This window comes from Streptomyces sp. NBC_00433, from assembly GCA_036015235.1.
Taxonomy (GTDB): domain Bacteria; phylum Actinomycetota; class Actinomycetes; order Streptomycetales; family Streptomycetaceae; genus Actinacidiphila.
This window is the reverse complement of sequence record CP107926.1, coordinates 5817097-5838817: the sequence shown is the minus strand read 5'-3', so window position 1 is coordinate 5838817 and position 21721 is coordinate 5817097. Positions and strand designations below refer to the sequence as shown.

The following is a 21721-nucleotide window of genomic DNA, read 5'->3' as shown; positions in this document are numbered from 1 at the left end:
GCACCCCGCCACCTGCGCGAGGACCGCCCGCGCCGGCAGGACACGACCGCACCCGGCACGGCGCCTCGTCCACCCGTTCGGACGCCTCGCCGACAGGCCGTCTCACCGGATGGAACGCCCGCGGTAACCGCCCTGTAACGGGCTACGCTGCGCTCGTGGCCGATATCCAGATTCCCGCTGACATCAAGCCCGCCGACGGTCGATTCGGGTCGGGCCCCTCCAAGGTGCGGACGCAGGCGCTCGACGCGCTGGCCGCCACCGGGACGTCCCTGCTCGGCACCTCCCACCGCCAGGCGCCGGTGAAGAACCTGGTGGGGCAGGTCCGCGACGGCGTCAAGCAGTTGTTCTCCCTGCCCGACGGCTACGAGGTGGTGCTCGGCAACGGCGGGTCCACCGCGTTCTGGGACGTCGCCACCCACGGGCTGATCGGAACCAAGTCCCAGCACCTGTCCTTCGGCGAGTTCTCGTCGAAGTTCGCGAAGGCGGCCCAGCAGGCGCCGTGGCTGGACGAGCCGACGATCGTCAAGTCCGAGCCGGGCACCCACCCCGTGCCCGCCGCCGAAGCGGGCGTGGACGTCTACGCCCTGACGCACAACGAGACCTCGACGGGTGTCTCCGCACCGATCCGCCGGGTCGCGGGCGCGGACGCCGGCGCGCTGGTCGTGGTGGACGCCACCTCGGGCGCGGGCGGCCTGCCGGTCGACATCGCCGAGACCGACGTCTACTACTTCGCGCCGCAGAAGTCCTTCGCGGCCGACGGCGGCCTGTGGATCGCGGTGTTCTCGCCGGCGGCCCTGGAGCGCGCGGCCTCGATCGCCGCGTCCGGCCGGCACATCCCGGCGTTCTTCGACCTGCCGACGGCGATCGACAACTCGCAGAAGAACCAGACGTACAACACGCCCGCGCTGGCCACCCTCTTCCTGCTCAAGGAGCAGCTGGAGTGGATCAACGGGCAGGGCGGCCTGAGCTGGGCCACCGAGCGCACCGCCGACTCGTCGTCGCGGCTGTACGGCTGGGCAGAGAAGGCCTCGTATGCGACGCCGTTCGTGACGGACCCGGCGCAGCGCTCCCAGGTCGTCGGCACCATCGACTTCGAGGACGGCATCGACGCCGCGGCCGTGGCGAAGGTGCTGCGGGCCAACGGCGTCGTGGACACCGAGCCGTACCGCAAGCTGGGCCGCAACCAGCTGCGCGTGGCGATGTTCCCAGCCGTCGAGCCGTCCGACGTCGAGGCGCTGACCGCCTGCATCGACTACGTCATCGGCCAGCTCTGACCGGCTGACACCATCGGGGCGCCGCCGCCGGGTTCAGGCCCGGCGGCGGCGCATCATCCGGCGCAGGCCGAAGCCGAGCGCGCCGACGATCACCAGCGCCCCGAAGCCCAGCGTCTTGTCGCTGCTGCCGCTGCCGCCTGACGACGAGTCCCGGGCGGCCGCGCCCGAGCCGCCCTGGTCCTTCCCGCCGCCCTGTGAGCCGCCTGCGGCCTTGGTGGCGCCCGGAGAGGCGGTCGGCACACTGTCGGGCAGTTCGCCGCCGGACAGCGGCGCGCGCCACACCTGGCTGTTCCTGCCCTCGCTGCTGTACATGAGCGCCTTGCCGTCCGGTGTGAAGGCCACCCCCTCGCCCTGCGGTTGCATGGGCACGTCGAGGTCGGTGAGTTTGTGCGGGGCGCCGCCGGTCCAGCGGTATTCGGCCGCCCAGAAGTATCCGCGCAGCACCAGGCGGCTGCCGTCGGGCGAGAAGGCCCCGTCGGTCACCCACGGCACATCGGCGATCCTGCGGAAGACGTTGACGCCGTGGGGGCTGAGCTTCGCGGGGCCGCGGTAGAGGCCGCCGCCGTCCTCGTTCTTGCTGGCGATGTAGACCCGGCCGGTCTGCGGCTGCACCATCAGCGCCTCGGCATTGCGCGGTCCGGCGTCGTAGCGGACGGTGTAGCGGGTGACGTCCACGGTCTGGTCGCCCAGCTTCGCGGGTTCGTGGAAGCGGTAGATCCACACCTCCGGCCAGGCGCCGCCGAGGTTGTCGCCGATGTCGCCGAGGTAGAGGTCGCCGTCCGGGCCGATCGAGACGGCCTCCACGTCCCGGGGGTGGATGCCGCGCATCGTGACCCTCGCGACGGTCTTGCCGGTGGCCGAGTCGACCGCGTAGACGTAGGGGCCGTCGCTGCTGTCGTTGTGCGTCCAGTAGATCCCGGGGTGCAGGCGGCTGGCGGCCAGGCCGCTGGACTCGGTGATGCGGGGGTCGGTGATCGTGAAGGCCGTGGACGGTCCGGAGTCCGCGGCGGCGGGCACCGCGCAGCCCCAGGCCAGGGCGAGGGCGGCACAGGCGGCGGCCGTCGGGATGTACGCGCGCATGCACCCCAGTGTCCCTGGTCGGCGGGCCGTCGGGGATGATGCCCGGCATGCGTTACCTCTTCGTCGGCGACTCGATGACCATTGGCGCCGCCGGCGACTACACCTGGCGCTACCGCATGTGGCGGCACCTGTGCGAGCTGGGTGAGCCCTTCGCCGTGGTCGGGCCGCGCGACGGGCTGTACGACAGCGCGGCGGACGCCGCGGTGTCCGCCGACTACGCCGACCCGTCCTTCCCGCCGCGCGCCAGGCGCCACCTGGCGGGCTGGGGTGAGGGCTGGCTGCACCTGGCGCCGGTGATCGGCGGGGTCGTCCGCGAGCACCGGCCCGACGTGCTGCTGATATCGCTCGGTCTGATCGACCTCGGCTTCTACACCGACGCCGGGCAGACCGCGGACAATGTGGAGCGCTTCATCACCGAGGCGCGGGCCGCGGCGCCGCGGGTGCGGATGGTGCTGCTGCCGGTCATCCCCAACACCCGCGCCGACCTGGACCCGGGCTTCGGCGACCAGTGCGCCGAGTTGAACGCGCTGCTGGCCAAGGCGGTCGCCGACCACGACACGCCGGCCTCGCCCCTGCTGCTGGCCTCCCGGCCCGAGGGCTACGACATCCTGCTCGACACCTACGACGGCACCCATCCCAACGCGGCGGGCGAGCACAAGCTGGCGGCGGCCTTCGCCGACGCCATGTACCAGGCCTGGGGCGTCGGGGCGCCCTACGCCGGACACTGAAGCCGGCGGCAGCGGGAGCGCCCGGCGGGCACCGGGCGAACGGACGGGGAATCGGGCGCGGACGGCGCAACGGCCGCTTGATTCGAGCGCACTCGAAGAGCTTGGCTGGCAGCCATGGAGTACACACAGCTCGGACGCACGGGGCTCAAGGTCAGCCGTCTGGTGCTCGGCACCATGAACTTCGGACCGCAGACCGATGAGGCGGACAGCCACGCGATCATGGACGCGGCGCTCGGCGCCGGCGTCAACTTCTTCGACACCGCCAACGTCTACGGCTGGGGCGAGAACAAGGGACGTACCGAGGAGATCGTCGGCAGCTGGTTCGCCAAGGGCGGCGGCCGCCGCGACAAGACGGTGCTGGCGACCAAGGTCTACGGCAACATGGCCGCCGAGGGCGACACCTGGCCGAACAACGACAAGCTGTCGGCGCTGAACATCCGCCGGGCGGTGGACGCGAGCCTCAAGCGGCTCGGCACCGACTACATCGACCTGTACCAGTTCCACCACGTGGACCGGGCCACGCCCTGGGACGAGATCTGGCAGGCCATCGACGTCCTGGTCGCCCAGGGCAAGATCCTCTACGCCGGGTCGAGCAACTTCGCCGGCTGGCACATCGCCCAGGCCAACGAGGCCGCCAAGCGGCGCGGTTCGCTCGGGCTGACCTCCGAGCAGTGCCTGTACAACCTGGTGGAGCGGCGGGCGGAGATGGAGGTGATCCCGGCGGCGCAAGGGTACGGCCTCGGTGTCATCCCCTGGTCGCCGCTGCACGGCGGGCTGCTGGGCGGTGTGCTGCGCAAGCAGCGCGACGGCGGCGCGTCCCGCTCGGCCAGTGGGCGGGCCGCGGACTCGCTGGCGGACCAGGAGCTGCGCGACAAGATCCAGGCTTACGAGGACCTGTGCGACAAGCACAGCCTGGAGCCGGGCGACGTGGGCCTGGCGTGGCTGCTCACCCGCCCCGGGGTGACCGGGCCGATCGTGGGGCCGCGCACCGCGGGGCAGCTGGAGTCCGCGCTGCGGGCGGTGGAGCTGGAGCTGTCCGCGGAGTTCCTGGCGGCCCTGGACGGCATCTTCCCCGGTCCCGGCACCTCCCCCGAGGCCTTCGCCTGGTAGGGGCGGGCCGTACGGGTGTCGCCGCCGCGGGTCAGTGCACCGCGGCGGCGACGACCACCACCACGAGCATCAGGACGAAGGCGGCGGTCATCACACGGGTACGGGTCTTGGGGTCCACGCTCCGAGGTTAACCGGCCTTGCCCGGTGCCCCGCGCTCGGGCGGCGGGTCGGGGGGAACGCCCAGCGCCCAGCCGGCCACGACGGTGTAGGCCGGCTGCTCGCCGGGGACCCCGGAGCTGGGCAGCGCGCTGGCGACGAGGCTGAGGGTGTCCGCCTGCCACCAGGGGCTGCGGTAGTCGGTGAGGGCCGCGGCGAAGGGGCGCAGGTCGACGGGCGCGTTCTTCGACGTGCGGGCCACCGTCAGGTGCGCCCGGAAGCCGTGCTCCTCGGCGGCGGGCGCCCCGGCCCTGCGCGCGGCCGCCCGTACGGTGTCGGCGAGGGCTGTCAGTGCCCGCAGGTCGCCCTCCGCGCCGGTCCACAGCGCCCGGTCGCCGAAGCGGCCGCCGCCGGCCGTACGCAGCTCGCAGGGCTGGTGGCGGCGGGCGGCTCGGGCGAGCCGTTCGTCGAGGCCGGGGCGTACGTCGTCGGGCACCTCGCCGAGGAAGGCCAGCGTGTAGTGCCAGCCCGCCGGTGCCGTCCAGCGCAGTGCGCGGGCGCCCGGCAAGGCGTGCAGCGGGTGCAGTGCCGCCGCCAGCGCGGTGACCGCGGCGGGCGGCGGCATCACCGCGGCGAAGAGCCTCATACGGCCGTGGTCAGCTGCGGTGCGTTCCCGCCGGTGCCGGAGCCGGTGCCGGAATCCGCACCGGCTTCCGGGCCCGTGCCCTTGATGTTGCCCGTGCCCTTGACCTCGCCCGTGTCCTTGCTCTCGTCGCCGGACACGCTGTCGCCGTCCTCCGGGGTGTCGGTGCCGTCGGCAGGGACCTTCTGGAGGGCGCCGTCGCGGGGGACGAAGGAGACCAGGGGCCGGCCGTTGCCGCGCCGGAGGTCGACACGGGGCCGCAGGCCCGCCGCTCTGGCCAGGACCAGGCCGACCGCGACGGCCGCGGCGGCGGAGATCAGGCCGCCGGACAGGAAGCCGACCCGGGCGCCGTAGGTGTCGGTGACCCAGCCCATGACGGGGCCGCCGATGGGGGTGCCGCCGACGAAGACCATCATGTACAGGCTCATCACCCGGCCGCGCATGACGGGCTCCGTGGCGAGCTGCACGGTGGCGTTCGCCGTGGTGTTGAAGGTCAGGCCGAAGATGCCGATCGGCACCAGCAGGGCGGCGAAGAGCCAGAAGGCCGGCGCGAGGGCGGCGGCGCCCTCCAGCAGGCCGAAGACCGCTGCGGCGGCCACGAGCATCCGCAGCCGGGTGCGGCTGCGGCGGGCGGCGAGCAGTGCGCCCAGCAGGGAGCCCGCGGCCATCAGGGTGTTCAGCAGGCCGTAGGTGCCGGCGCCGCTGTCGAAGACCTTGTTGGCGAAGGCGGACAGCCAGATCGGGAAGTTGAAGCCGAAGGTGCCGATGAAGCCGACCAGCACGATCGGCCAGATCAGCTCGGGCTTGCCGGCGACGTAGTGCAGGCCTTCGCGGAGCTGGCCCTTGCCGCCGCGCGGGGCCCGCTCGACCTTGTGCAGGTCCGCGGTGCGCATCAGCAGCAGGCCGGTCAGCGGGGCGATGAAGGACAGGCCGTTGATCAGGAAGGCCCAGCCGCTGCCGACCGCGGTGATGAGCACACCGGCGACGGCGGGGCCGACCAGCCGGGCGGCCTGGAAGTTCGCGGCGTTCAGCGAGACGGCGTTGCGCATCACCGAAGGGCCGACCATCTCGACCACGAAGGTCTGCCGGGTGGGGTTGTCCACGACGGTGACCATGCCGAGCAGGAAGGCGATCGTGTAGACGTGCCAGACCTGGACGACGCCGCCCAGGGTGAGTCCGGCCAGCAGCAGCCCGAGCACGCCGAGCGCGGCCTGGGTGCCCAGCAGGATCTGCCGCTTGGGATAGCGGTCGGCGATCACTCCGCCGTAGAGGCCGAAAAGCAGCATCGGCAGGAACTGCAGCGCGGTGGTGATACCCACCGCGAAGGAGGACCCGGTGATGCTGAGCACCAGCCAGTCCTGGGCGATCCGCGACATCCAGGTGCCGGTGTTGGACACCACGGCACCGGTCGCGAAAAGCCGGTAGTTGCGGATCTTCAGGGCGCTGAAGGTGCCCGTTCTCGTGTCCGCGGGACGGTCAGGTTCGGTTGCGGCGTCTGGTCCGGCTGCCGAACTCAATCGGTACTCGCCTCCCCCTCATCGGGTGTTTCCGGTCGGGTCAAAGGTGCGCGAGCTTTTCGAGGACGGGAGCCGCCTGGCGCATCACGGCGAGTTCGTCCGCCGTGAGGCCCTCGGCGAGCGAGGCCAGCCAGGCGTTCCGCTTGGTGCGGCTCTCGGCGAGCATCGCCGCGGCCTGCTCCGTGCGGGACACCACGACCTGGCGCCGGTCGTCGGGGTGCGGTTCCCTGCGGACCAGCCCCTTGGCCTCCAGCATCGCCACGATGCGGGTCATCGACGGGGGCTGCACGTGCTCCTTGCGGGCCAGCTCCCCCGGTGTGGCGGAGCCGCAGCGGGCAAGGGTGCCGAGCACCGACATCTCGGTCGGGCTGAGCGTCTCGTCGACACGCTGGTGGCGCAGCCGGCGGGAGAGCCGCATCACTGCGCCCCGCAGTTCGTTGACTGCGGCGCGGTCGTCCTCGGACAGTTCGGTCACGGTGCTTAGCCTAGCTCATTAGGCAACCTAAGTACACTCTGCACGCAACACCCGTGACCCACGGGATCACACCCGCCCCGCCCGCGCACCCGCGACCCGCGCAGGTACCCGCGACCCGCCCGTGCCGGGCACGCCTCCGGCCCGACCGCGGGGGCCTTCAACCGCCACCGCCCGCCATCTCACCCGAACGGGTGAGATGGCGGGCGAAAGCGACGCACATTGCCACGCCGGCCCGCGACCGTGGGCACATGGCATCGAGAGTGCTCAGCCTGCGCATAGACGCAGACCTGTGGGACCGCATCCGCGAGCATGCCGCCAGACGCGGGATGACCGCCCAGGACTACGTCGTCACGGCGCTGGTCCGTGACGATTTCGACGAGCGCTTCAAGGCGGCGGTCGAGGAGACCGAGCGCTTCTACGGCCACCGCCAGGACCGGGAGCAGGACCACCAGGACCAGGGCCCGGAGCGGGACCGGACCCCGGCCCCGCCCTACAGCAGCCCGAGCGCCGGCATCAGGTAGTAGAAGGCGAAGACGGCGGCGACCGCGTAGAGCGCGACCGGGACCTCCTTGCCGCGCCCCGCCACCAGCCGCAGCACGCAGAAGCTGAGGAAGCCGATGCCGATGCCGTTGGTGATCGAGTACGTGAACGGCATCAGCACCATCGTCAGGAAGGCCGGGACGGCGATGGTGAAGTCGCTCCAGTCGATCTCGCGGATCGACCCGGCCAGGATCAGGAAGCCCACCGCGACCAGCGCGGGCGTGGCGGCCTGCGCCGGGACCATGGTGGCCACCGGCGTGAGGAACAGCGCGAGGACGAACATCAGCCCGGTGACGACGCTGGCGAGGCCGGTCCGCGCGCCCTCGCCGACGCCGGCGGTGGACTCCACGAAGCAGGTGTTCGCGGACGACGACGAGGCGCCGCCGACCGCGGTGGCGACACCGTCGATCATCAGGACCTTGTTGATGCCCGGCAGGTCGCCCTTGTCGTCGAGCAGCCCCGCCTCGTCGCTGACGCCGAGGATGGTGCCCATCGCGTCGAAGAAGCACGACAGCAGCACGGTGAAGACGAACAGCAGCCCGGTCAGGATGCCGACCTCGTGGAAGCCGCCGAAGAGGCTGACCTTGCCGATCAGGCCGAAGTCCGGGGTGGCGACCGGGTTGCCGGGCCACGTGGGGACCGTCAGGCCCCAGTTGGCGGCCGGGACGTCGGCGACCGCGTTCACGATCAGCGCGAGGACGGTCATGGCGACGATGGAGATCAGGATGGCGCCGGCGACCTTGCGGATGATCAGCGACAGGGTCAGCAGCGCGCCGAGGATGAAGATCAGCACCGGCCATCCCTTGAGGTGGCCGTCGGCGCCGAGCTGCAGCGGCACGGTGGTGTGCGCGGCGTCCGGGATGCGGGTGACGAAGCCGGAGTCCACCAGGCCGATCAGCAGGATGAACAGGCCGATGCCGATGGCGATGCCCTTGCGCAGGCCCAGCGGCACCGCGCTCATGACGCGCTCGCGCAGCCCGGTGGCGACCATGACCATGATCGCGAAGCCGGCGAGGACGACCATGCCCATCGCGTCCGGCCAGCTCATCTTCGGGGCGAGCTGGAGCGCCACGACGGTGTTCACGCCGAGTCCGGCGGCCAGCGCGACCGGCACATTGCCGATGACGCCCATCAGCAGCGTGGTGAAGGCCGCGGTGATCACGGTCGCGGTGACCAGCTGGCCGCCGTTGAGGTGGTGGCCGAATTTGTCCACCGCCGAGCCCAGGATGATCGGGTTCAGCACGATGATGTAGGCCATCGCGAAGAAGGTGGCCAGGCCGCCGCGGATCTCCCGCGGGATGGAGGAGCCGCGTTCCGAGATGCGGAAATAGCGGTCCAGCGGGCTGGTGGGCGGGCGGTCCGACGACCGACCCATGTCGACCGGAGCGGGGGCCGAGGTGGGCATGTGAATCCTCAAGGGGGGCGCGATCTGGCCCGCATTTGGGCGATCGTACGAGTGTTTTCAGTCAGCGGTGACCGGTTTCAGTATGAATAACCAATTGGTCAAAAACCATCTCCGCGCGTAGACCCCCGGGCCCGCAGGCCTCCCCCGGCCGGCCGGAGCCGCCGCGTGCGCGCCGCATACGATGGGCGCCATGAGCAAGCAGCAGACGCCACTGCGCGCGGCCCCCGAGCCGATGGAGGCCAACGACGTCGCCACCGTCACGGTCGGCACGATCGTCTGGTTCGCGCTCTTCGTCGTGCAGCTGCCCTTCTACGGCTGGTACGACGACCACGGCCACACCTGGTTCATCTGGACCTGCGCGGCCGGCGGGGTGCTCGGCCTGATCGGCCTGAAGTACGTACGGGCCCGCCGGGACGCCATCGCACGCGCCGCAGCCGCCGGCGGGGGCCGGACACCCCAGGACGGGTAGGCAAGCGCCCCGGAAGGCCCCCTGAAGGCCCCCAGAGGCGCGCAAAGCGCACAGAACGGGTGGAAGCCACCGGCCGCACGTACCGTCGATCCATGACGGAAGGCACGGAGACCGGCGCGGACACCGAACCCGGCGGCGGCACCGGTCGGAGTGCCGGGGCGGTCGCGCGGCACCCGGGGCTCAGCGGCGCCGAGGTCGAGCGGCGGATCGCGGCCGGCGAGGTCAACGACGTCCCCGTACGGTCGTCCCGCTCGGCCACGGACATCGTCAGGGCCAACGTCCTCACCCGCTTCAACGCGATCATCGGCGGGCTCTTCCTGGTCATCCTGGTGGTGGGCCCGATCCAGGACGGGCTGTTCGGCTTCGTCATCGTCGCCAACACCGCGATCGGCATCGTCCAGGAGCTGCGTGCCAAGCGGACCCTGGACAGCCTCGCGGTGATCGGCGAGGCCAGGCCCGAGGTGCGCAGGGACGGCGTGACCACAGCCCTCTCCACCTCGCAGATCGTGCTGGGCGACCTGATCGAGCTGGGCCCCGGCGACAAGGTGGTGGTCGACGGGGTGGTCGACGAGGCCGACAGCCTGGAGATCGACGAGTCGCTGCTCACCGGCGAGGCCGACCCGGTGGTCAAGCACGCGGGCGACCCGGTGATGTCCGGCAGCTTCGTGGTCGCCGGCGGCGGCGCCTTCACCGCCACCAAGGTCGGCCGCCAGGCCTACGCCGCCCAGCTCGCCGACGAGGCGGCCCGCTTCACCCTGGTCGATTCCGAGCTGCGCAACGGCATCAGCCGGATCCTGAAGTACGTCACCTGGATGATGGTGCCGACCGCGGCGGGGCTGATCGTCAGCCAGTTCACGGTGGAGAGCCACGACGCCCGCGAGGCGGTGCGCCGGACGGTCGGCGGCATCACGCCGATGGTGCCCGAGGGCCTGGTGCTGCTGACGTCGGTGGCCTTCGCGATCGGGGTGGTCCGGCTCGGCCGCAAGCAGTGCCTGGTGCAGGAGCTGCCCGCGATCGAGGGCCTGGCCCGGGTCGACGTGGTCTGCCTGGACAAGACGGGCACCCTCACCGAGGGCGGCATGGACGTCACCGCGCTGCGCGTGCTGGACGGCGGCGACGAGGCGTACGCGGCCCGCGCCCTGGCCGCGCTGGGCGGGGCCGACCCGCGGCCCAACGCCAGCCTGCAGGCGGTCGTCGACGCCTATCCGCCGGACGGCGCGGCCGGCTGGCGCGGCCGGGGGACGCTGCCTTTCAGCTCGGCCCGCAAATACAGCGGTGCGGCCTTCACCGAGCCGGACGGCACGGACAGTACGTGGCTGCTCGGGGCGCCCGACGTGCTGCTGCCCGCCGGGCATGCCGCGCTGGGCGACGTCGACCGGCTCAACGACGAGGGGCTGCGGGTGCTGCTGCTGGCCCGCGCCCGGCGGCCGCTGGACGACCCGCAGGTCGCGGCCTCGGTCGTCCCGCTGGCGCTGGTGGTGCTGGAACAGCGGCTGCGGCCGGAGGCCGGCGACACCCTGCGCTACTTCGCCGAGCAGGATGTGCAGGCCAAGGTGATCTCCGGCGACAACGCCGTGTCGGTCGGCGCGGTCGCCGGCAAGCTCGGGCTGCCGGGCGCGGAGGACCCGGTCGACGCACGGCGGCTGCCGCCCGAGCGGGACGCGATGGCCGCGGTGCTGGAGCGGGGCTCGGTCTTCGGCCGGGTCACCCCGCAGCAGAAGCGCGACATGGTGGGCGCCCTCCAGTCCCGCGGGCACAACGTGGCCATGACCGGCGACGGTGTCAACGACGTGCTCGCCCTCAAGGACGCCGACATCGGCGTGTCGATGGGCTCGGGCTCCGAGGCGACCAGGGCGGTCGCGCAGATCGTGCTGCTGGACAACAGCTTCGCCACGCTGCCCTCGGTGGTGGCCGAGGGGCGCCGGGTGATCGGCAACATCACCCGGGTCGCGACGCTCTTCCTCACCAAGACGGTCTTCTCTGTGCTGCTCGCGGTGCTTGTGGTGTGCTGGCAGGTGCCGTATCCGTTCCTGCCGCGGCATCTGACGCTGCTGTCCACGCTGACCATCGGGGTGCCGGCCTTCTTCCTGGCGCTGGCGCCCAACAAGGAGCGGGCCAGACCGCACTTCGTGCGCCGGGTCATGCGGTACTCGACGCCCGCCGGGATCATCTGCGGGGCCGCGGCCTTCGCGACGTATCTGATGGCGCGGCACGTCTACACCGGGCCGGGCGCGCTGGACGCGGAGACCAGCGCGGCGACGCTGACGCTGTTCCTGACGGAGCTGTGGGTGCTGGCGATCGTCGCCCGCCCCTACACCTGGTGGCGGATCGCGCTGGTGCTCGCGATGGGCCTGGGGTTCGTGATCGTGCTGGTCACACCGTGGTTGCAGCAGTTCTTCGCGGTGCGGCTGGTGGGCGAGGAGGTGCCCTGGTCGGCGGTCGGGATCTCGGCGATGGGGGCGGTGGCGCTGGAGGTCTCCTGGGCGCTGGCGCGGCGCTGGGACGAAGGCTCGGCAATGGGCGGCGCCCGCCGCCCTGTGCGACGGGCGCGGCAATGAGCCACGCCTCCGCCATATGCGGCGGCGTCCGGTGCGGCGTCAGACGAACCAGCGGTCGCGCGCCAGCTCCTCGGTACGGGACGGGTCCTCGATCAGCGCCGCCAGCTCGAAGCGGCGCTCCCAGTGGCCCGCGGCCCAGGCCAGGCCCGCCGCGACACCCTCGACGGTGGCGGCGTGCAGCGTGCCGTCCGCGTATCGCCAGTCGACCTCGACGCCACCGGTGAGCAGCAGCTCCTCGTGCTCGACGTAGGAGCCGGGGGCGCCCGGGAGCAGGTCGTGGACGGCGGGCAGCACGTCGTGCGGCTCGCCCTGCGAGGTCACGGCGGCGTCCACGGCCTCGCTGAGGCGGCGGACCTGGAAGAGCTCGGCCAGGTCGGCGGCGAGCCGCGGCGGCACCGGCAGCAGCGCCAGCCCGGCGGCCAGCGGCAGCAGGTCGGGGGCGTCGGCGACCAGGGCGTCGGCGGCGTCCACGACGACCGTCTCCCCGTCGACCACCGCCCGCAGCTCGTCGGGCAGGGTGACCTGGTCGGGGTCCAGCTCGGCCAGGGCCGCGTAGAGGGCGTGCAGCTGGGCCGGGTCGACCGGGCGCTCCGGCTCGGCGAGGCGGCCGAGCAGTTCCGCGGCGCCCCCGGGCTCGGCCAGCAGCGCGGCCACCGTGGTGCGTACGCCGAGCGCCCGCAGCACCTGTTCGTCCACGGCGGTGTCGGTCTCGGCCTCGTCGTAGAGCCCGGCGAGCAGCCGGTCGCCGCCTGCCGCGCGCAGGCCGACCGGGCGGCGGCCGTCGAGGACCGGGTGGTCGCGCAGCCACCAGGCGGCGTAGGGGCGTACGGATTCGGTGGTGCCGTCGGGGAGCAGCACCCGGACCGGGGCGGTCACGGCGTCCCGCAGCGGCGGCCGGGAGAGCAGCGCGAGGGCCTGCGGCCAGGCGTCGTCGTCGACGAGGTCCAGGTCGCGGACCCCGATGATCTCGGTGGCGACCGGCGGCACATCGGTCTCGGGCAGCTGGTCCAGGACGTCCTCGCACCAGACGTCCACGGCGTCCAGCAGGCCGGCGTCGTCGGGCTCGGCCCAGTCGCTGTCGCGCGGTTCGAGGTCGTCGGGGTCCAGGACCACGTCGGTGGCGCGGACCAGGGCGAAGGTGGCGAGCACCCCGACGGCGGTCAGCGGCTGCTCGCCCCAGCGCTCGGCGAGGTCGGCGTCCAGGGTGCCGAGTTCGCCCTCGCGCAGGACGGCCTCCAGCGGGCTGCCGGGCAGCACGAGTTCACCGGCCGGGGCCAGTTCGCCCTCCTCGTCGGGCAGCGCGAGCGCGGCCAGCCAGGGTTCGTCGCCGGGGGCGAGGCCGGCGGCGCGGGCCAGCGAGAACACGGTGTCGGCGAGTTCGTCGGCGTCCAGGCCCGCCTCGTCCTGGTCCCAGGCGGTGTCCTCGTCCAGCGACGCGGCGACCGCGGCCCGCACCTGCGGGGTGGTCAGCACCGCCCGGGGCGTGGCGGGGGCGGCGCCGAGCTTCTCCAGCAGCGGGTGGGCGGCGTCCGGGTGGGCGACCCGCAGGCCGAGCCTGGCCAGCAGCGCCGGGTCCACGGCCGCGGAGTCCTCGCCCGGCACCGGCAGCAGCACCTGCCGCGGCCCGATCACCGTACGGCCGTCGGCGAGCGGCACGGGCAGGCCGCTGAGGACGTCGGCGTCGGTGCCGGCCAGGGCGTCGTAGAGCCGCCACCACCAGCCGGCGGGCCGCTCGGTGCCGGACAGCCGGTCGACGGCGTCGGCCAGCGAGAGCCGGGCGACGCCCAACTGGCGCAGGGCGGGGCGGCGTTCGAGCGCGGAGGGGACGAGGGTGGGCAGCACCTCGGCGAGGACGCGGACGGCCTCGGCGGTGGCGCCCTCGACGACCTCGGCCTCGACGGGCCGCAGCGCGTGGCTCTCGCCGGCGAGCGGGCCGCCGCCGTCCCAGCCGTCGGCGTCGGGCGCGGGGGCCGCCTCGACGTCCGGCGGGACCTCGGCGGCGCGCGGCAGGAACGGGGTGCGCGGGAGCTGCGCCAGGATGCGGCGGCGCAGTTCGGCGTCGAGTTCGCCCTTGCCGAGCGGTCCAGGCACCAGGTCGACGACGCCGGTGCTGGTGGGGCGCCAGTCGGCGAGCAGCCGCACATAGGCGTCGGCGGCGCGCTCGACCAGGAAGTCGGTGAGCGGGCCGGGGGCGGCGTGCCTGCGGGTCGGGTCGAGCGGCAGCGAGGCCAGCAGCAGGGCGGGCAGGCCGAGCGGTTCGTCGGTCGGCGTCGGGGCGTGCACGACGCCGGCGGTGCGGGGCACGGCGGGGGCGCCGTCGGCGGCGACGGGCACGGCCCAGGTCACCGACCAGACCGGGCGCAGGCGCTCCTCCACAGGGCGGTCGGCGAGCAGTTCGGCGGTGAGGGCGCCGCCGTCGCCGACGACCCGCCAGCGGGTGGGCGCGGGCGCGGCGGAGTCCTCGACCAGGACGTCGCCGTCGTCGGTGCCGCGGCGGGTCAGGGTCCGTGAGCCGACGGGCGTCTCGATGACGACCTCTGCGAGGCCGGGCAGGGCCAGCAGCAGGGCGTCGTCCACGGCGGCAAGCAGCCGCCCGGCCAGGTCCTCCGCGGCGCCGTCCCGCAGTGGCAGGACGACGACGGTGTCGTACGTGTCGGGTGCGCTGCCCTCCGCGGGCAACGGGAGCCGCAGCAGCGGCACATGGCCGTCCCTGCGGCGCAGTTCCTCTGCCAGGCCGGGCACTTCGGCGGCCAGGGCGCGCGCCTCGGTCAGGGACCAGCGCACACCGCCGCTGCGGCCGACCACGGCGGGCTCGTCGCTGACCGCGAGGACGGCGGCGAAGCCGACGCCGAAGCGGCCGACGGCGGCGGGTCCCTCGTCGCGTTTCGCGGAGGCGCGCAGCGTGGACAGCGACTCCACGGCGGGGGCGTCCAGCGGGGCGCCGGTATTGGCGGCGGCGAGCAGCGCGGGGGCGTCGCCGGTGGCCTCGTGGTAGGTCAGCCGCAGGCGGCCCTGGACGCCGGCGCGGGTGGCGGCGTCCGCGGCGTTCTGCGCCAGCTCGATGATCAGCCGGTCGCGGTGGCCGCCGAGGGCGAGGTCCTCCTCGGCGTTGGCGTCCTCGCGGAAGCGGGCGGCCGACGCGGTCCAGGCGGTGAGGACCGCCCGGCGCAGGTCCGCGGTGCGGAAGGGGTCGGGGTGGCCTTCCGGGGCCGTCCGGATTACGCCTGCGCGGGTCACGTACGGTCCTTCGCTCGCCGGGTGCCGCCCCTCGTGGGGCTGTGCACGGTGACCGTACCGCCATTCGGCGTGCCCTTCATCCCGCGTCCGGGGCCGCGGGACCACCACCCGGTCAGGGGCCGGAGCCGCGGACCCGGGGGGCGTCAGGGGCGCCCCTTGTCCTCCCCGCCGCCCGCGTGCGGATCGGCGCTGCCCCTTGCCGAGCCGTCGTCCCTTGCCGAGCCGTCGCTCACTGCCGAGCCGCCGTCCACCGCCGCGGCGGTGTGCAGCGCCATCGGGTCGGTGTCGTGCAGCTCGTCGAGGACCATCGGCGCGGGCTGCGGCGGGCGCGGCATGACGGCGGCCTCGGAGTGGCCGCCGCAGCCGTAGCCAAGGGAGACCAGGCGGCCGTCGGCCGGCGAGAACTCGTTGGCGCAGATCCCGAAGGCCTGGCTGAGCGAGCCGGCGATCGGCACCAGGAAGCCGCAGCTGACGCAGTTGGCGGGCGCGGCCTGCGCCATCGGCGTCTTCGGCCCGAACTGCTCGTCCCAGCGGTCGGCGGCGGCGTGCAGGCCGTAGCGGGACAGCACCCGGGGGCGGCCCAGGCCGAGCTGTCCGGCGATCGAGCCGATCGTCGCGACGGACGGCACGACGATGTCGGCGCCCTCGTCCTCGACCTCGGCGCCGGGCTCGCCGGCCGGCGGCTCGTCGTCACCGGTCCAGCCCGGCTCCAGGCGCAGGTCGTCCGCCTCGGTCGGCAGCAGGTCGCCGGGTCCCATGTCGCCGGGCCGCAGCCGCTCGCTCCACGGCACCCACTCGGGCGCGAGGATGGCGTCGGTGCCGGGCAGCAGCACCGTTTCGTCGACGGTGACGACCTTGGCGCGGGACGCCCTGGTCAGCGTGGTGGCCCAGCGCCACCCGCGGTAGGCCGGCTCCGTACAGGCGAAGTAGTGGGTGACGACCCGGTCGCCCTCCGCGGCGACCCCGAGGTGCTCGCCGACCGACTCCGGCCCCGCCGCCTCCAGCGTGACCGCCCTCGCTACGTCGACGGCCTCGGCGCACAGGCGGTCAGGGGTACGGCTTCGCATCGCTGCACTCACAGAAATCGTTTCTCTCTCTACGCCGTCTCACGTGTGCGCTCGTGGGCGGAAGGACCCGACGGGCGGAGAGCTGCAGCGGAGCGGACCTGCGGACCGCTTCGACGCCTACGTTCCCTGCCTCATCCGGCCCTGCCCGAGCGTCCTCGGGCGCACCTGTTGACACCCATTCTGCGTGATCGCACGGTACCTGTGCGCACCACGCCCGCAAAGGAGGGGGTGAGGTCTCTTCCGTTTGGGGCAGGATTGCGTCATGGCAAGAACCGCGACCACCGCCCGAGGGCCTGTGCGCAGAGCCGGCCGCGCCCTCGCACACGGCGTGGGCGCCCCGGCAGGCGCACTAGGCCGGCGTATCCGGCGTACGACACATGCCGGAGGCGCGGGCGAGTCCGGTCTGGCGAAACTGATCGAGCTGCACGCGGTGAATTCGGCCGGCGACATGATGATCACCGTCGCGCTCGCCAGCACGGTCTTCTTCTCGGTGCCCAGCGGCGAGGCCCGCGGCCGGGTCGCGCTGTATCTGCTGGTGACGATGGCGCCCTTCGCGCTGCTCGCCCCGGTGATCGGCCCGCTGCTGGACCGGCTGCAGCACGGCCGCAGGGCCGCGATAGCGGTGGCCATGGTGGCCAGGGCGGTGCTGGCCTGGACGATGGCCGGGGTGATCTCGACGGCGGGCCTGGGCCTGTATCCGGCGGCGCTCGGCGTGCTGGTGGCGTCCAAGGCGTACGGCGTCGTGCGCAGTGCGGTGGTGCCACGGCTCTTGCCGGGGCGTACGACGCTGGTGAAGGCGAATTCCCGGGTCACCCTGTCGGGCCTGCTGGCCACCGCGGTGGCGGCACCGGTCGCCGCGGGTCTGAATGTGATCGGGCCGCAGTGGCCGCTCTACGGCGCTTTCGTGGTCTTCGTCGGCGGCGCCATGCTGTCGCTGTCGCTGCCGGCCAAGGTCGACTCGGCCCGCGGTGAGCAGCGGGTGCGGCTGTCGGCGGACGAGGAGGCGCAGCCGGAGCCGACCGGCATCCCGGGCCGCAAGCCCGGCCTGCTGGGCGTCGGCTCGTCGGTGCTGCACGCCTTGCAGGGCAACGGCGGGCTGCGGTCGCTGTCCGGCTTCCTGACGATGTTCCTGGCCTTCATGATGCGCGAGCATCCACTGGGCGGTCTGTCGCCGGCGGCGTCGCTGGGCGTGGTCGGTGTGGCGGCGGGCGTCGGGAACGCGTTCGGCACCGCGCTCGGCGCCTGGCTCAAGGCCCGCGGACCCGAGGTGATCATCGCCACGGTGCTGATCTGCGCGCTGAGCGCGGCGACGATAGCGGCGGGCTGGTACAGCCTGGTCACGGTCGCCGCGCTGACCGCGACGGCCGGTATCTCGCAGGCGCTGGCGAAGCTGTCGCTCGACGCGCTGATCCAGCGCGATGTGCCGGAGCTGGTGCGGACCTCTGCCTTCGCGCGGTCCGAGACGGCGCTCCAGCTGTCCTGGGTGGTCGGCGGCGGCCTGGGCATACTGCTGCCGCTGAACGGCCCGCTGGGCATGTCGTGCGCGGCCGGCCTGGTCCTGGTGGCCTTCCTGCTGTCGGTACGCGGCCTGGTCGGCGGCGCCCGCCGCGGCAGTACGGCCCGCGCGCGCGTGGCCTGACCACGTCGATCCAGGTGACGGAGAGTCACCCCGACGTACGGTCGGTGCCCGCACGGCGTATTCGCGGCGCGGCAATGTACGGCGGGGTCGGCGGCGGGGTCACCCGTACGGGTCTGCCGCGGCGGGTCGCCGCGGGCCCCACCTGGGGACACGCGCACCCCCGCGCGGACTGGGAGCGACCGCCCGGTAGCCTCCTGCCATGAGCATTCGCCGCGCTGCCACCACCATCGGTGCCATCTCCCTCGGGCTTGTCGCCCTGACCGCCTGCGACAAGCCGACCGCCATGGCGACCGTGACCGTGGGCAGCAAGTCCGTACAGGCGGAAGCCGCGGACAAGTGCTTCAACGACGGCAAGAAGCTGGCGCAGGTGGCCTTCCTCGCCTGCCTGCAGGGCACCCCGAAGCACCACATCACCGTCCCCGTCGGCGACCAGGTGCGGATCGGCGTGGACCCGTCGATCGGGGACAAGGGCTGGCTCATCGCGGCCGGCACCACCCTGGTCACGCCGGAGCCCCTCAAGGACAAGACGTTCTGGTCGGTGGACAGCGAGCAGCTGTTCAACACCCAGGACCAGCAGACCGGCGGCACCACCACCGCCAAGCAGGTGACGCTCAACATCGTGGAGTCGGCCGACACCAGCGGCGAGGACTCCTTCCGCGTCATCCAGTTCAACCTGATCCGGGGGCAGTAGGGCCGTGCCTGACCGCCGCAGGCGCGTCCTGGTGCTGACCGCGGTCGACGCCGAGCGCGCGGCCGTCACGGCGGGCCTGTCGGCAGCGGGCGAGGCCGCCCGCGGGACCGAGGTGCTCACGGTGGGTGTCGGCCCCGCGGCCGCGGCGGCACGGGCGACGTACGCGCTGATGTCGCGGCTCGCGGTGGAGCACACGCGGCCCGACCTGGTGGTCTCCGCGGGCATCGGCGGCGGTTTCGCCCCCCTCGCACCGGTCGGCTCGCTCGCCGTCGCGGAGACGGTCGTGGCCGCCGACCTCGGCGCGCAGACCGCGGACGGCTTCACCCCGGTCGCCGAGCTGGGTTTCGGCCGCTCCGAGCACCGCCCGCCCGCCCGGCTGAGCCGTGCCGTGGCCATGGCGCTGGGCGCGGCCTACGGGCCCGTCCTGACGGTCAGCACGGTCACCGGGACCGCGGCCCGCGCGGCCGAGCTGGCAGGCCGGCACCCGGGAGCGGTGGCCGAGGCGATGGAGGGCTTCGGGGTGGCGGAGGCGGCGGCCTGCTTCGGCATACCCGTTCTGGAGATCCGCGCGGTGTCCAACGCGGTCGGCCCGCGGGACCGCGAAGCCTGGCGGATCGGCGAGGCACTGGCGGCGCTGACGTCGGCGTTCGGGAAGCTCCCGGGCGTCCTGGAGGTTGAGGCGGCACATGACGACACCTGACAGCACCCGAGGCGACGGCGGCACCCGATGCACCGGCGGCACTGACGCCCTGCGCATCGCGTACTCGCCCTGTCCCAACGACACCTTCGTCTTCCACGCGTGGGCGCACGGCCTGGTGCCGGACGCGCCGCCGCTCGACGTGACCTTCGCCGACATCGACATCACCAACGGGATGGCCGAGCGCGGCGAGCTGGACGTGCTCAAGGTGTCCTACGCGGTGCTGCCGTGGGTGCTGGACGACTGGGCGCTGCTGCCCTGCGGCGGAGCGCTGGGGCGCGGCTGCGGGCCGCTGGTGCTGACCCGGGAGCCGGGCACCGACCTGGCGGGGCGGACGGTCGCGGTGCCGAGCGAGCGCTCGACGGCGTATCTGCTCTTCCGGCTGTGGGCGGCGACCGAGGTGGCCGGCGGTGTCGGGGAGATCGTGGTGATGCCCTTCCACGAGATCATGCCCGCGGTGCGGGACGGCCGGGTGGACGCGGGCCTGGTGATCCACGAGGCGCGCTTCACCTACCGGAACTACGGGCTGCACAAGCTCGCGGACATGGGCGAGCACTGGGAGGCCACCACGGGCCTGCCCATCCCGCTGGGCGCGATCATCGCCCGCCGCTCGCTGGGCAAGGAGCGGCTGCACGCGCTCGCCGACGCGGCGCGCGCCTCGGTCCGTATGGCGTGGGACGATCCGACGGCCTCCCGCGACTATGTGCTGGCGCATTCCCAGGAGATGGATCCGGAGGTCGCCGACCAGCACATCGGCCTGTACGTGAACGAATTCACGGCGGACCTCGGCGAGGACGGATACGCGGCCGTACGCGGGCTGCTCACTCGGGCGGCGGCCGAAGGCCTCGTGCCCGCGCTCGGCCCGGACGCGCTGGCTTTCTGAAAATATTGCCCCGCCTCGCCATTCGCGGGGCGCGCGAAGAATCGCGGGGGCCGAAAAACGCGCTACGGCGCTTTACCGGAAGATGCACCTCCGGTAAAGCGCCGCCTTCCGCGTCGGCTCCCCGTGTCGTTAGTCGGCTGCCCCGAGTCCTTACCCGGGTCCTCACCCCAGGCCTTACCCGGGGCCTTATACGTCGAGCTGGTCGGCGACCACCCGCAGCACGGACGCGATCTTGTGGCCGTGGGCCTTGTCCGGATAGCGGCCGCGCTGCAATGACCTGGCGACGTCTTCGAGCAGGGTGGTCAGGTCCTGGACGATCGGCAGCAGCTCATCGGGCTTGCGGCGCTGGGCCGCGGCGACCGAGGGCGCGGGGTCCAGCAATGTCACCGAGAGCGCCTGATCGCCCCGCTGGCCCGCGACGACACCGAATTCCACACGCTGGCCGGGTTTGAGCGCCGCGACCCCGTCGGGCAGCACCGAGGAGTGCACGAAGACATCGCCGCCGTCATCGCGGGAGAGAAAGCCGAAGCCCTTCTCGCTGTTGAACCACTTGACCTTGCCGGTAGGCACGTCCGACCTCGTCCTCATTGCTCGAAACCGCTCTGAATAAGACAGCAGCGGGTCCACCGGAGACCCGCTGACACCAAGGCTAATGGCCAGGTGCTGTGTGACAAGACGGCGAGGTCCCGTTCTCCCGCGCCCCACAGCACGGACCTACCCTTGTGCGGTGAGCAAACAAACCATGGGCGCCGGTGACCTGCTGGTCAGGATCGGCGCGATCGTCTTCATCGTCGGGGCGGTCGGCACGCTGGCCACGGTGGCGCCGCTGCTGCTCGGCACCCGCCGGCTGCCGACGCCGGCCTACTTCGTGTCGATGCTGATGGGGGTCGGACTGGCCCTGGCACTGCTGGGCCTGCTGCGGTCGGCACTCGCGCAGCGTCACCCACAGGCGTGAATTCGGAGGTCAGGCCGCTGCGGAGGTGTGAGCGGCGAGCCAGCCGGGAAAATCCCTGAGGTCGGCAAGTACGACATCGGCCCCCGCCGCCCGCAGCTCCGCCGCGCTGCACGGCCCGGTGGCCACCGCCACAGAAAGGGCGCCCGCCTTGTGGGCGCCGCGCACATCCCCGGTGTGGTCGCCCACGTAGACGGTCGCACCCCACTCGATCAAAGCCTCGGCCTTGGCCTCCGCCCAGAGCCAGCCGCGCAGCTCTGCCTCGATGCCGACATGGGCGAGGTGCAGCTCGGCGTTGGGACCGTATTTCGCGGTGACGACCACGGGGCGCCCGCCGGCCGCCCGGACGGCCGCCACGGCTTCCGCGGCGCCCGGCATCGCGGGCGTCGGGGTGATGGCGTGGTCGGGGTAGAGGGTGCGGTAGCGGTCGGCGATCTCGGGGACCCGCTCGCGGGGGAACCAGTTCGCCAGCTCGTCGTCCAGGGGCGGGCCGAGCCGGGTGACGGCGAGGTCGGAGTCGATGAAGACGCCGGTCTCCGCCGCGAGCCGGTCGTACACGGCCTTGATCCCGGGCCGGGAGTCGATCAGGGTCATGTCGAGGTCGAAGCCGACCGTCAGGGTCGGCGGAACGGAGGAGAAGTCGTTGGTCACAGCACCCAT

The 21721-nt window shown here is 73.2% G+C and carries 19 protein-coding genes and 1 pseudogene; 11 read left to right on the top strand and 9 right to left on the bottom strand.

The features are described from left to right. Positions 1–155: 155 nt before the first annotated feature. Positions 156–1274, top strand: coding sequence for a phosphoserine transaminase (gene serC, locus OG900_25000; protein ID WUH93052.1), 1119 nt, complete (start codon positions 156–158; stop codon positions 1272–1274). A gap of 33 nt (positions 1275–1307) precedes the next feature. Here serC and OG900_24995 read toward each other — a convergent pair whose 3' ends face one another. Then, positions 1308–2354 carry a hypothetical protein gene (locus tag OG900_24995; GenBank protein ID WUH93051.1) on the bottom strand — a complete coding sequence of 349 codons (1047 nt, stop codon included), beginning with the start codon at positions 2352–2354 and terminating at the stop codon, positions 1308–1310. A 47-nt stretch (positions 2355–2401) separates the two neighbouring features. Between OG900_24995 and OG900_24990 the strand changes: the two genes are divergently transcribed. Together OG900_24990 and OG900_24985 are read left to right on the top strand one after the other, a co-directional pair. Next, entirely contained in the window at positions 2402–3082 is a 681-nt protein-coding gene (locus tag OG900_24990) for an SGNH/GDSL hydrolase family protein (protein ID WUH93050.1), read from the top strand. A gap of 114 nt (positions 3083–3196) precedes the next feature. Next, the gene (locus OG900_24985) at positions 3197–4192 is read left to right on the top strand and encodes an aldo/keto reductase (protein ID WUH93049.1); all 996 of its coding nucleotides are present in this window, start codon (positions 3197–3199) and stop codon (positions 4190–4192) included. 127 nt (positions 4193–4319) lie between these two features. Here OG900_24985 and thpR read toward each other — a convergent pair whose 3' ends face one another. From thpR to OG900_24970, 3 genes are read right to left on the bottom strand one after another with little or no spacing between them, the layout of a single operon-like run. Continuing rightward, complete coding sequence (thpR, locus tag OG900_24980; GenBank protein WUH93048.1) at positions 4320–4934, bottom strand: RNA 2',3'-cyclic phosphodiesterase; 615 nt, start codon at positions 4932–4934, stop codon at positions 4320–4322. Further along, positions 4931–6448 (bottom strand): MFS transporter, encoded by a 1518-nt coding sequence (locus tag OG900_24975; protein WUH93047.1) that lies wholly within the window; start codon positions 6446–6448, stop codon positions 4931–4933. The genes thpR and OG900_24975 overlap by 4 nt, the downstream gene beginning before the upstream one ends. Before the next feature lie 40 nt (positions 6449–6488). After that, a complete protein-coding gene (locus OG900_24970) occupies positions 6489–6866 on the bottom strand; it encodes a MarR family transcriptional regulator (protein WUH95907.1) in 378 nt (125 codons plus the stop codon). Between the two features lie 305 nt (positions 6867–7171). Here OG900_24970 and OG900_24965 point away from each other — a divergent pair, with 305 nt between their 5' ends. After that, positions 7172–7444, top strand: coding sequence for a hypothetical protein (locus OG900_24965; GenBank protein ID WUH93046.1), 273 nt, complete (start codon positions 7172–7174; stop codon positions 7442–7444). Here the strand turns inward: OG900_24965 and OG900_24960 are convergent. Beyond that, positions 7414–8868, bottom strand: coding sequence for an NCS2 family permease (locus OG900_24960; GenBank protein WUH93045.1), 1455 nt, complete (start codon positions 8866–8868; stop codon positions 7414–7416). The two genes, OG900_24965 and OG900_24960, sit on opposite strands and share 31 nt — an antisense overlap. 190 nt (positions 8869–9058) lie before the next feature. On the opposite strand from OG900_24960, the gene OG900_24955 reads away from it, so the two are divergent. Next, positions 9059–9337 (top strand): DUF2530 domain-containing protein, encoded by a 279-nt coding sequence (locus OG900_24955; protein ID WUH93044.1) that lies wholly within the window; start codon positions 9059–9061, stop codon positions 9335–9337. Between the two features lie 92 nt (positions 9338–9429). Further along, on the top strand, positions 9430–11895 hold the full coding sequence (locus OG900_24950) for a cation-translocating P-type ATPase (GenBank protein ID WUH93043.1): 2466 nt from the start codon (positions 9430–9432) through the stop codon (positions 11893–11895). A gap of 39 nt (positions 11896–11934) precedes the next feature. On the opposite strand, the gene OG900_24945 is transcribed toward OG900_24950, so the two are convergent. After that, entirely contained in the window at positions 11935–15132 is a 3198-nt protein-coding gene (locus OG900_24945) for a molecular chaperone Hsp90 (protein ID WUH93042.1), read from the bottom strand. 143 nt (positions 15133–15275) lie between these two features. Then, entirely contained in the window at positions 15276–16199 is a 924-nt protein-coding gene (locus tag OG900_24940) for a DUF3027 domain-containing protein (GenBank protein WUH93041.1), read from the bottom strand. Between the two features lie 262 nt (positions 16200–16461). Between OG900_24940 and OG900_24935 the strand changes: the two genes are divergently transcribed. From OG900_24935 to OG900_24920, 4 genes are all read left to right on the top strand, one after another. Next, entirely contained in the window at positions 16462–17838 is a 1377-nt protein-coding gene (locus OG900_24935; GenBank protein WUH93040.1) for an MFS transporter, read from the top strand. Between the two features lie 199 nt (positions 17839–18037). Continuing rightward, complete coding sequence (locus OG900_24930) at positions 18038–18529, top strand: hypothetical protein (GenBank protein WUH93039.1); 492 nt, start codon at positions 18038–18040, stop codon at positions 18527–18529. Positions 18530–18533: 4 nt separating this feature from the next. Continuing rightward, entirely contained in the window at positions 18534–19229 is a 696-nt protein-coding gene (locus OG900_24925) for a futalosine hydrolase (protein ID WUH93038.1), read from the top strand. After that, positions 19216–20109, top strand: coding sequence for a 1,4-dihydroxy-6-naphthoate synthase (locus OG900_24920; GenBank protein ID WUH93037.1), 894 nt, complete (start codon positions 19216–19218; stop codon positions 20107–20109). The genes OG900_24925 and OG900_24920 overlap by 14 nt, the downstream gene beginning before the upstream one ends. A gap of 375 nt (positions 20110–20484) precedes the next feature. On the opposite strand, the pseudogene OG900_24915 reads toward OG900_24920, so the two are convergent. Next, a pseudogene (locus tag OG900_24915) lies at positions 20485–20679 on the bottom strand (cold-shock protein). Positions 20680–20836: 157 nt separating this feature from the next. Here OG900_24915 and OG900_24910 point away from each other — a divergent pair. After that, positions 20837–21064, top strand: a complete 228-nt coding sequence (locus OG900_24910; protein ID WUH93036.1) for a hypothetical protein — start codon at positions 20837–20839, stop codon at positions 21062–21064. Positions 21065–21073: 9 nt separating this feature from the next. Here OG900_24910 and OG900_24905 read toward each other — a convergent pair whose 3' ends face one another. Continuing rightward, positions 21074–21721 (bottom strand): haloacid dehalogenase-like hydrolase, encoded by a 648-nt coding sequence (locus OG900_24905; protein ID WUH93035.1) that lies wholly within the window; start codon positions 21719–21721, stop codon positions 21074–21076.

What these genes read in the sequence shown, in the direction of transcription:
- OG900_24935 (WUH93040.1), top strand. Translation starts at nt 16,462, where the DNA reads ATGGCAAGAACCGCGACCACCGCCCGAGGGCCTGTGCGCAGAGCCGGC.
- OG900_24985 (WUH93049.1), top strand. Translation starts at nt 3,197, where the DNA reads ATGGAGTACACACAGCTCGGACGCACGGGGCTCAAGGTCAGCCGTCTG.
- OG900_24930 (WUH93039.1), top strand. Translation starts at nt 18,038, where the DNA reads ATGAGCATTCGCCGCGCTGCCACCACCATCGGTGCCATCTCCCTCGGG.
- OG900_24950 (WUH93043.1), top strand. Translation starts at nt 9,430, where the DNA reads ATGACGGAAGGCACGGAGACCGGCGCGGACACCGAACCCGGCGGCGGC.
- OG900_24905 (WUH93035.1), bottom strand. Translation starts at nt 21,721, where the DNA reads ATGGGTGCTGTGACCAACGACTTCTCCTCCGTTCCGCCGACCCTGACG.
- OG900_24970 (WUH95907.1), bottom strand. Translation starts at nt 6,866, where the DNA reads ATGCGGCTCTCCCGCCGGCTGCGCCACCAGCGTGTCGACGAGACGCTC.
- OG900_24995 (WUH93051.1), bottom strand. Translation starts at nt 2,354, where the DNA reads ATGCGCGCGTACATCCCGACGGCCGCCGCCTGTGCCGCCCTCGCCCTG.
- OG900_24965 (WUH93046.1), top strand. Translation starts at nt 7,172, where the DNA reads ATGGCATCGAGAGTGCTCAGCCTGCGCATAGACGCAGACCTGTGGGAC.
- OG900_24990 (WUH93050.1), top strand. Translation starts at nt 2,402, where the DNA reads ATGCGTTACCTCTTCGTCGGCGACTCGATGACCATTGGCGCCGCCGGC.
- OG900_24940 (WUH93041.1), bottom strand. Translation starts at nt 16,199, where the DNA reads ATGCGAAGCCGTACCCCTGACCGCCTGTGCGCCGAGGCCGTCGACGTA.
- OG900_24955 (WUH93044.1), top strand. Translation starts at nt 9,059, where the DNA reads ATGAGCAAGCAGCAGACGCCACTGCGCGCGGCCCCCGAGCCGATGGAG.
- OG900_24960 (WUH93045.1), bottom strand. Translation starts at nt 8,868, where the DNA reads ATGCCCACCTCGGCCCCCGCTCCGGTCGACATGGGTCGGTCGTCGGAC.
- OG900_24920 (WUH93037.1), top strand. Translation starts at nt 19,216, where the DNA reads ATGACGACACCTGACAGCACCCGAGGCGACGGCGGCACCCGATGCACC.
- thpR (WUH93048.1), bottom strand. Translation starts at nt 4,934, where the DNA reads ATGAGGCTCTTCGCCGCGGTGATGCCGCCGCCCGCCGCGGTCACCGCG.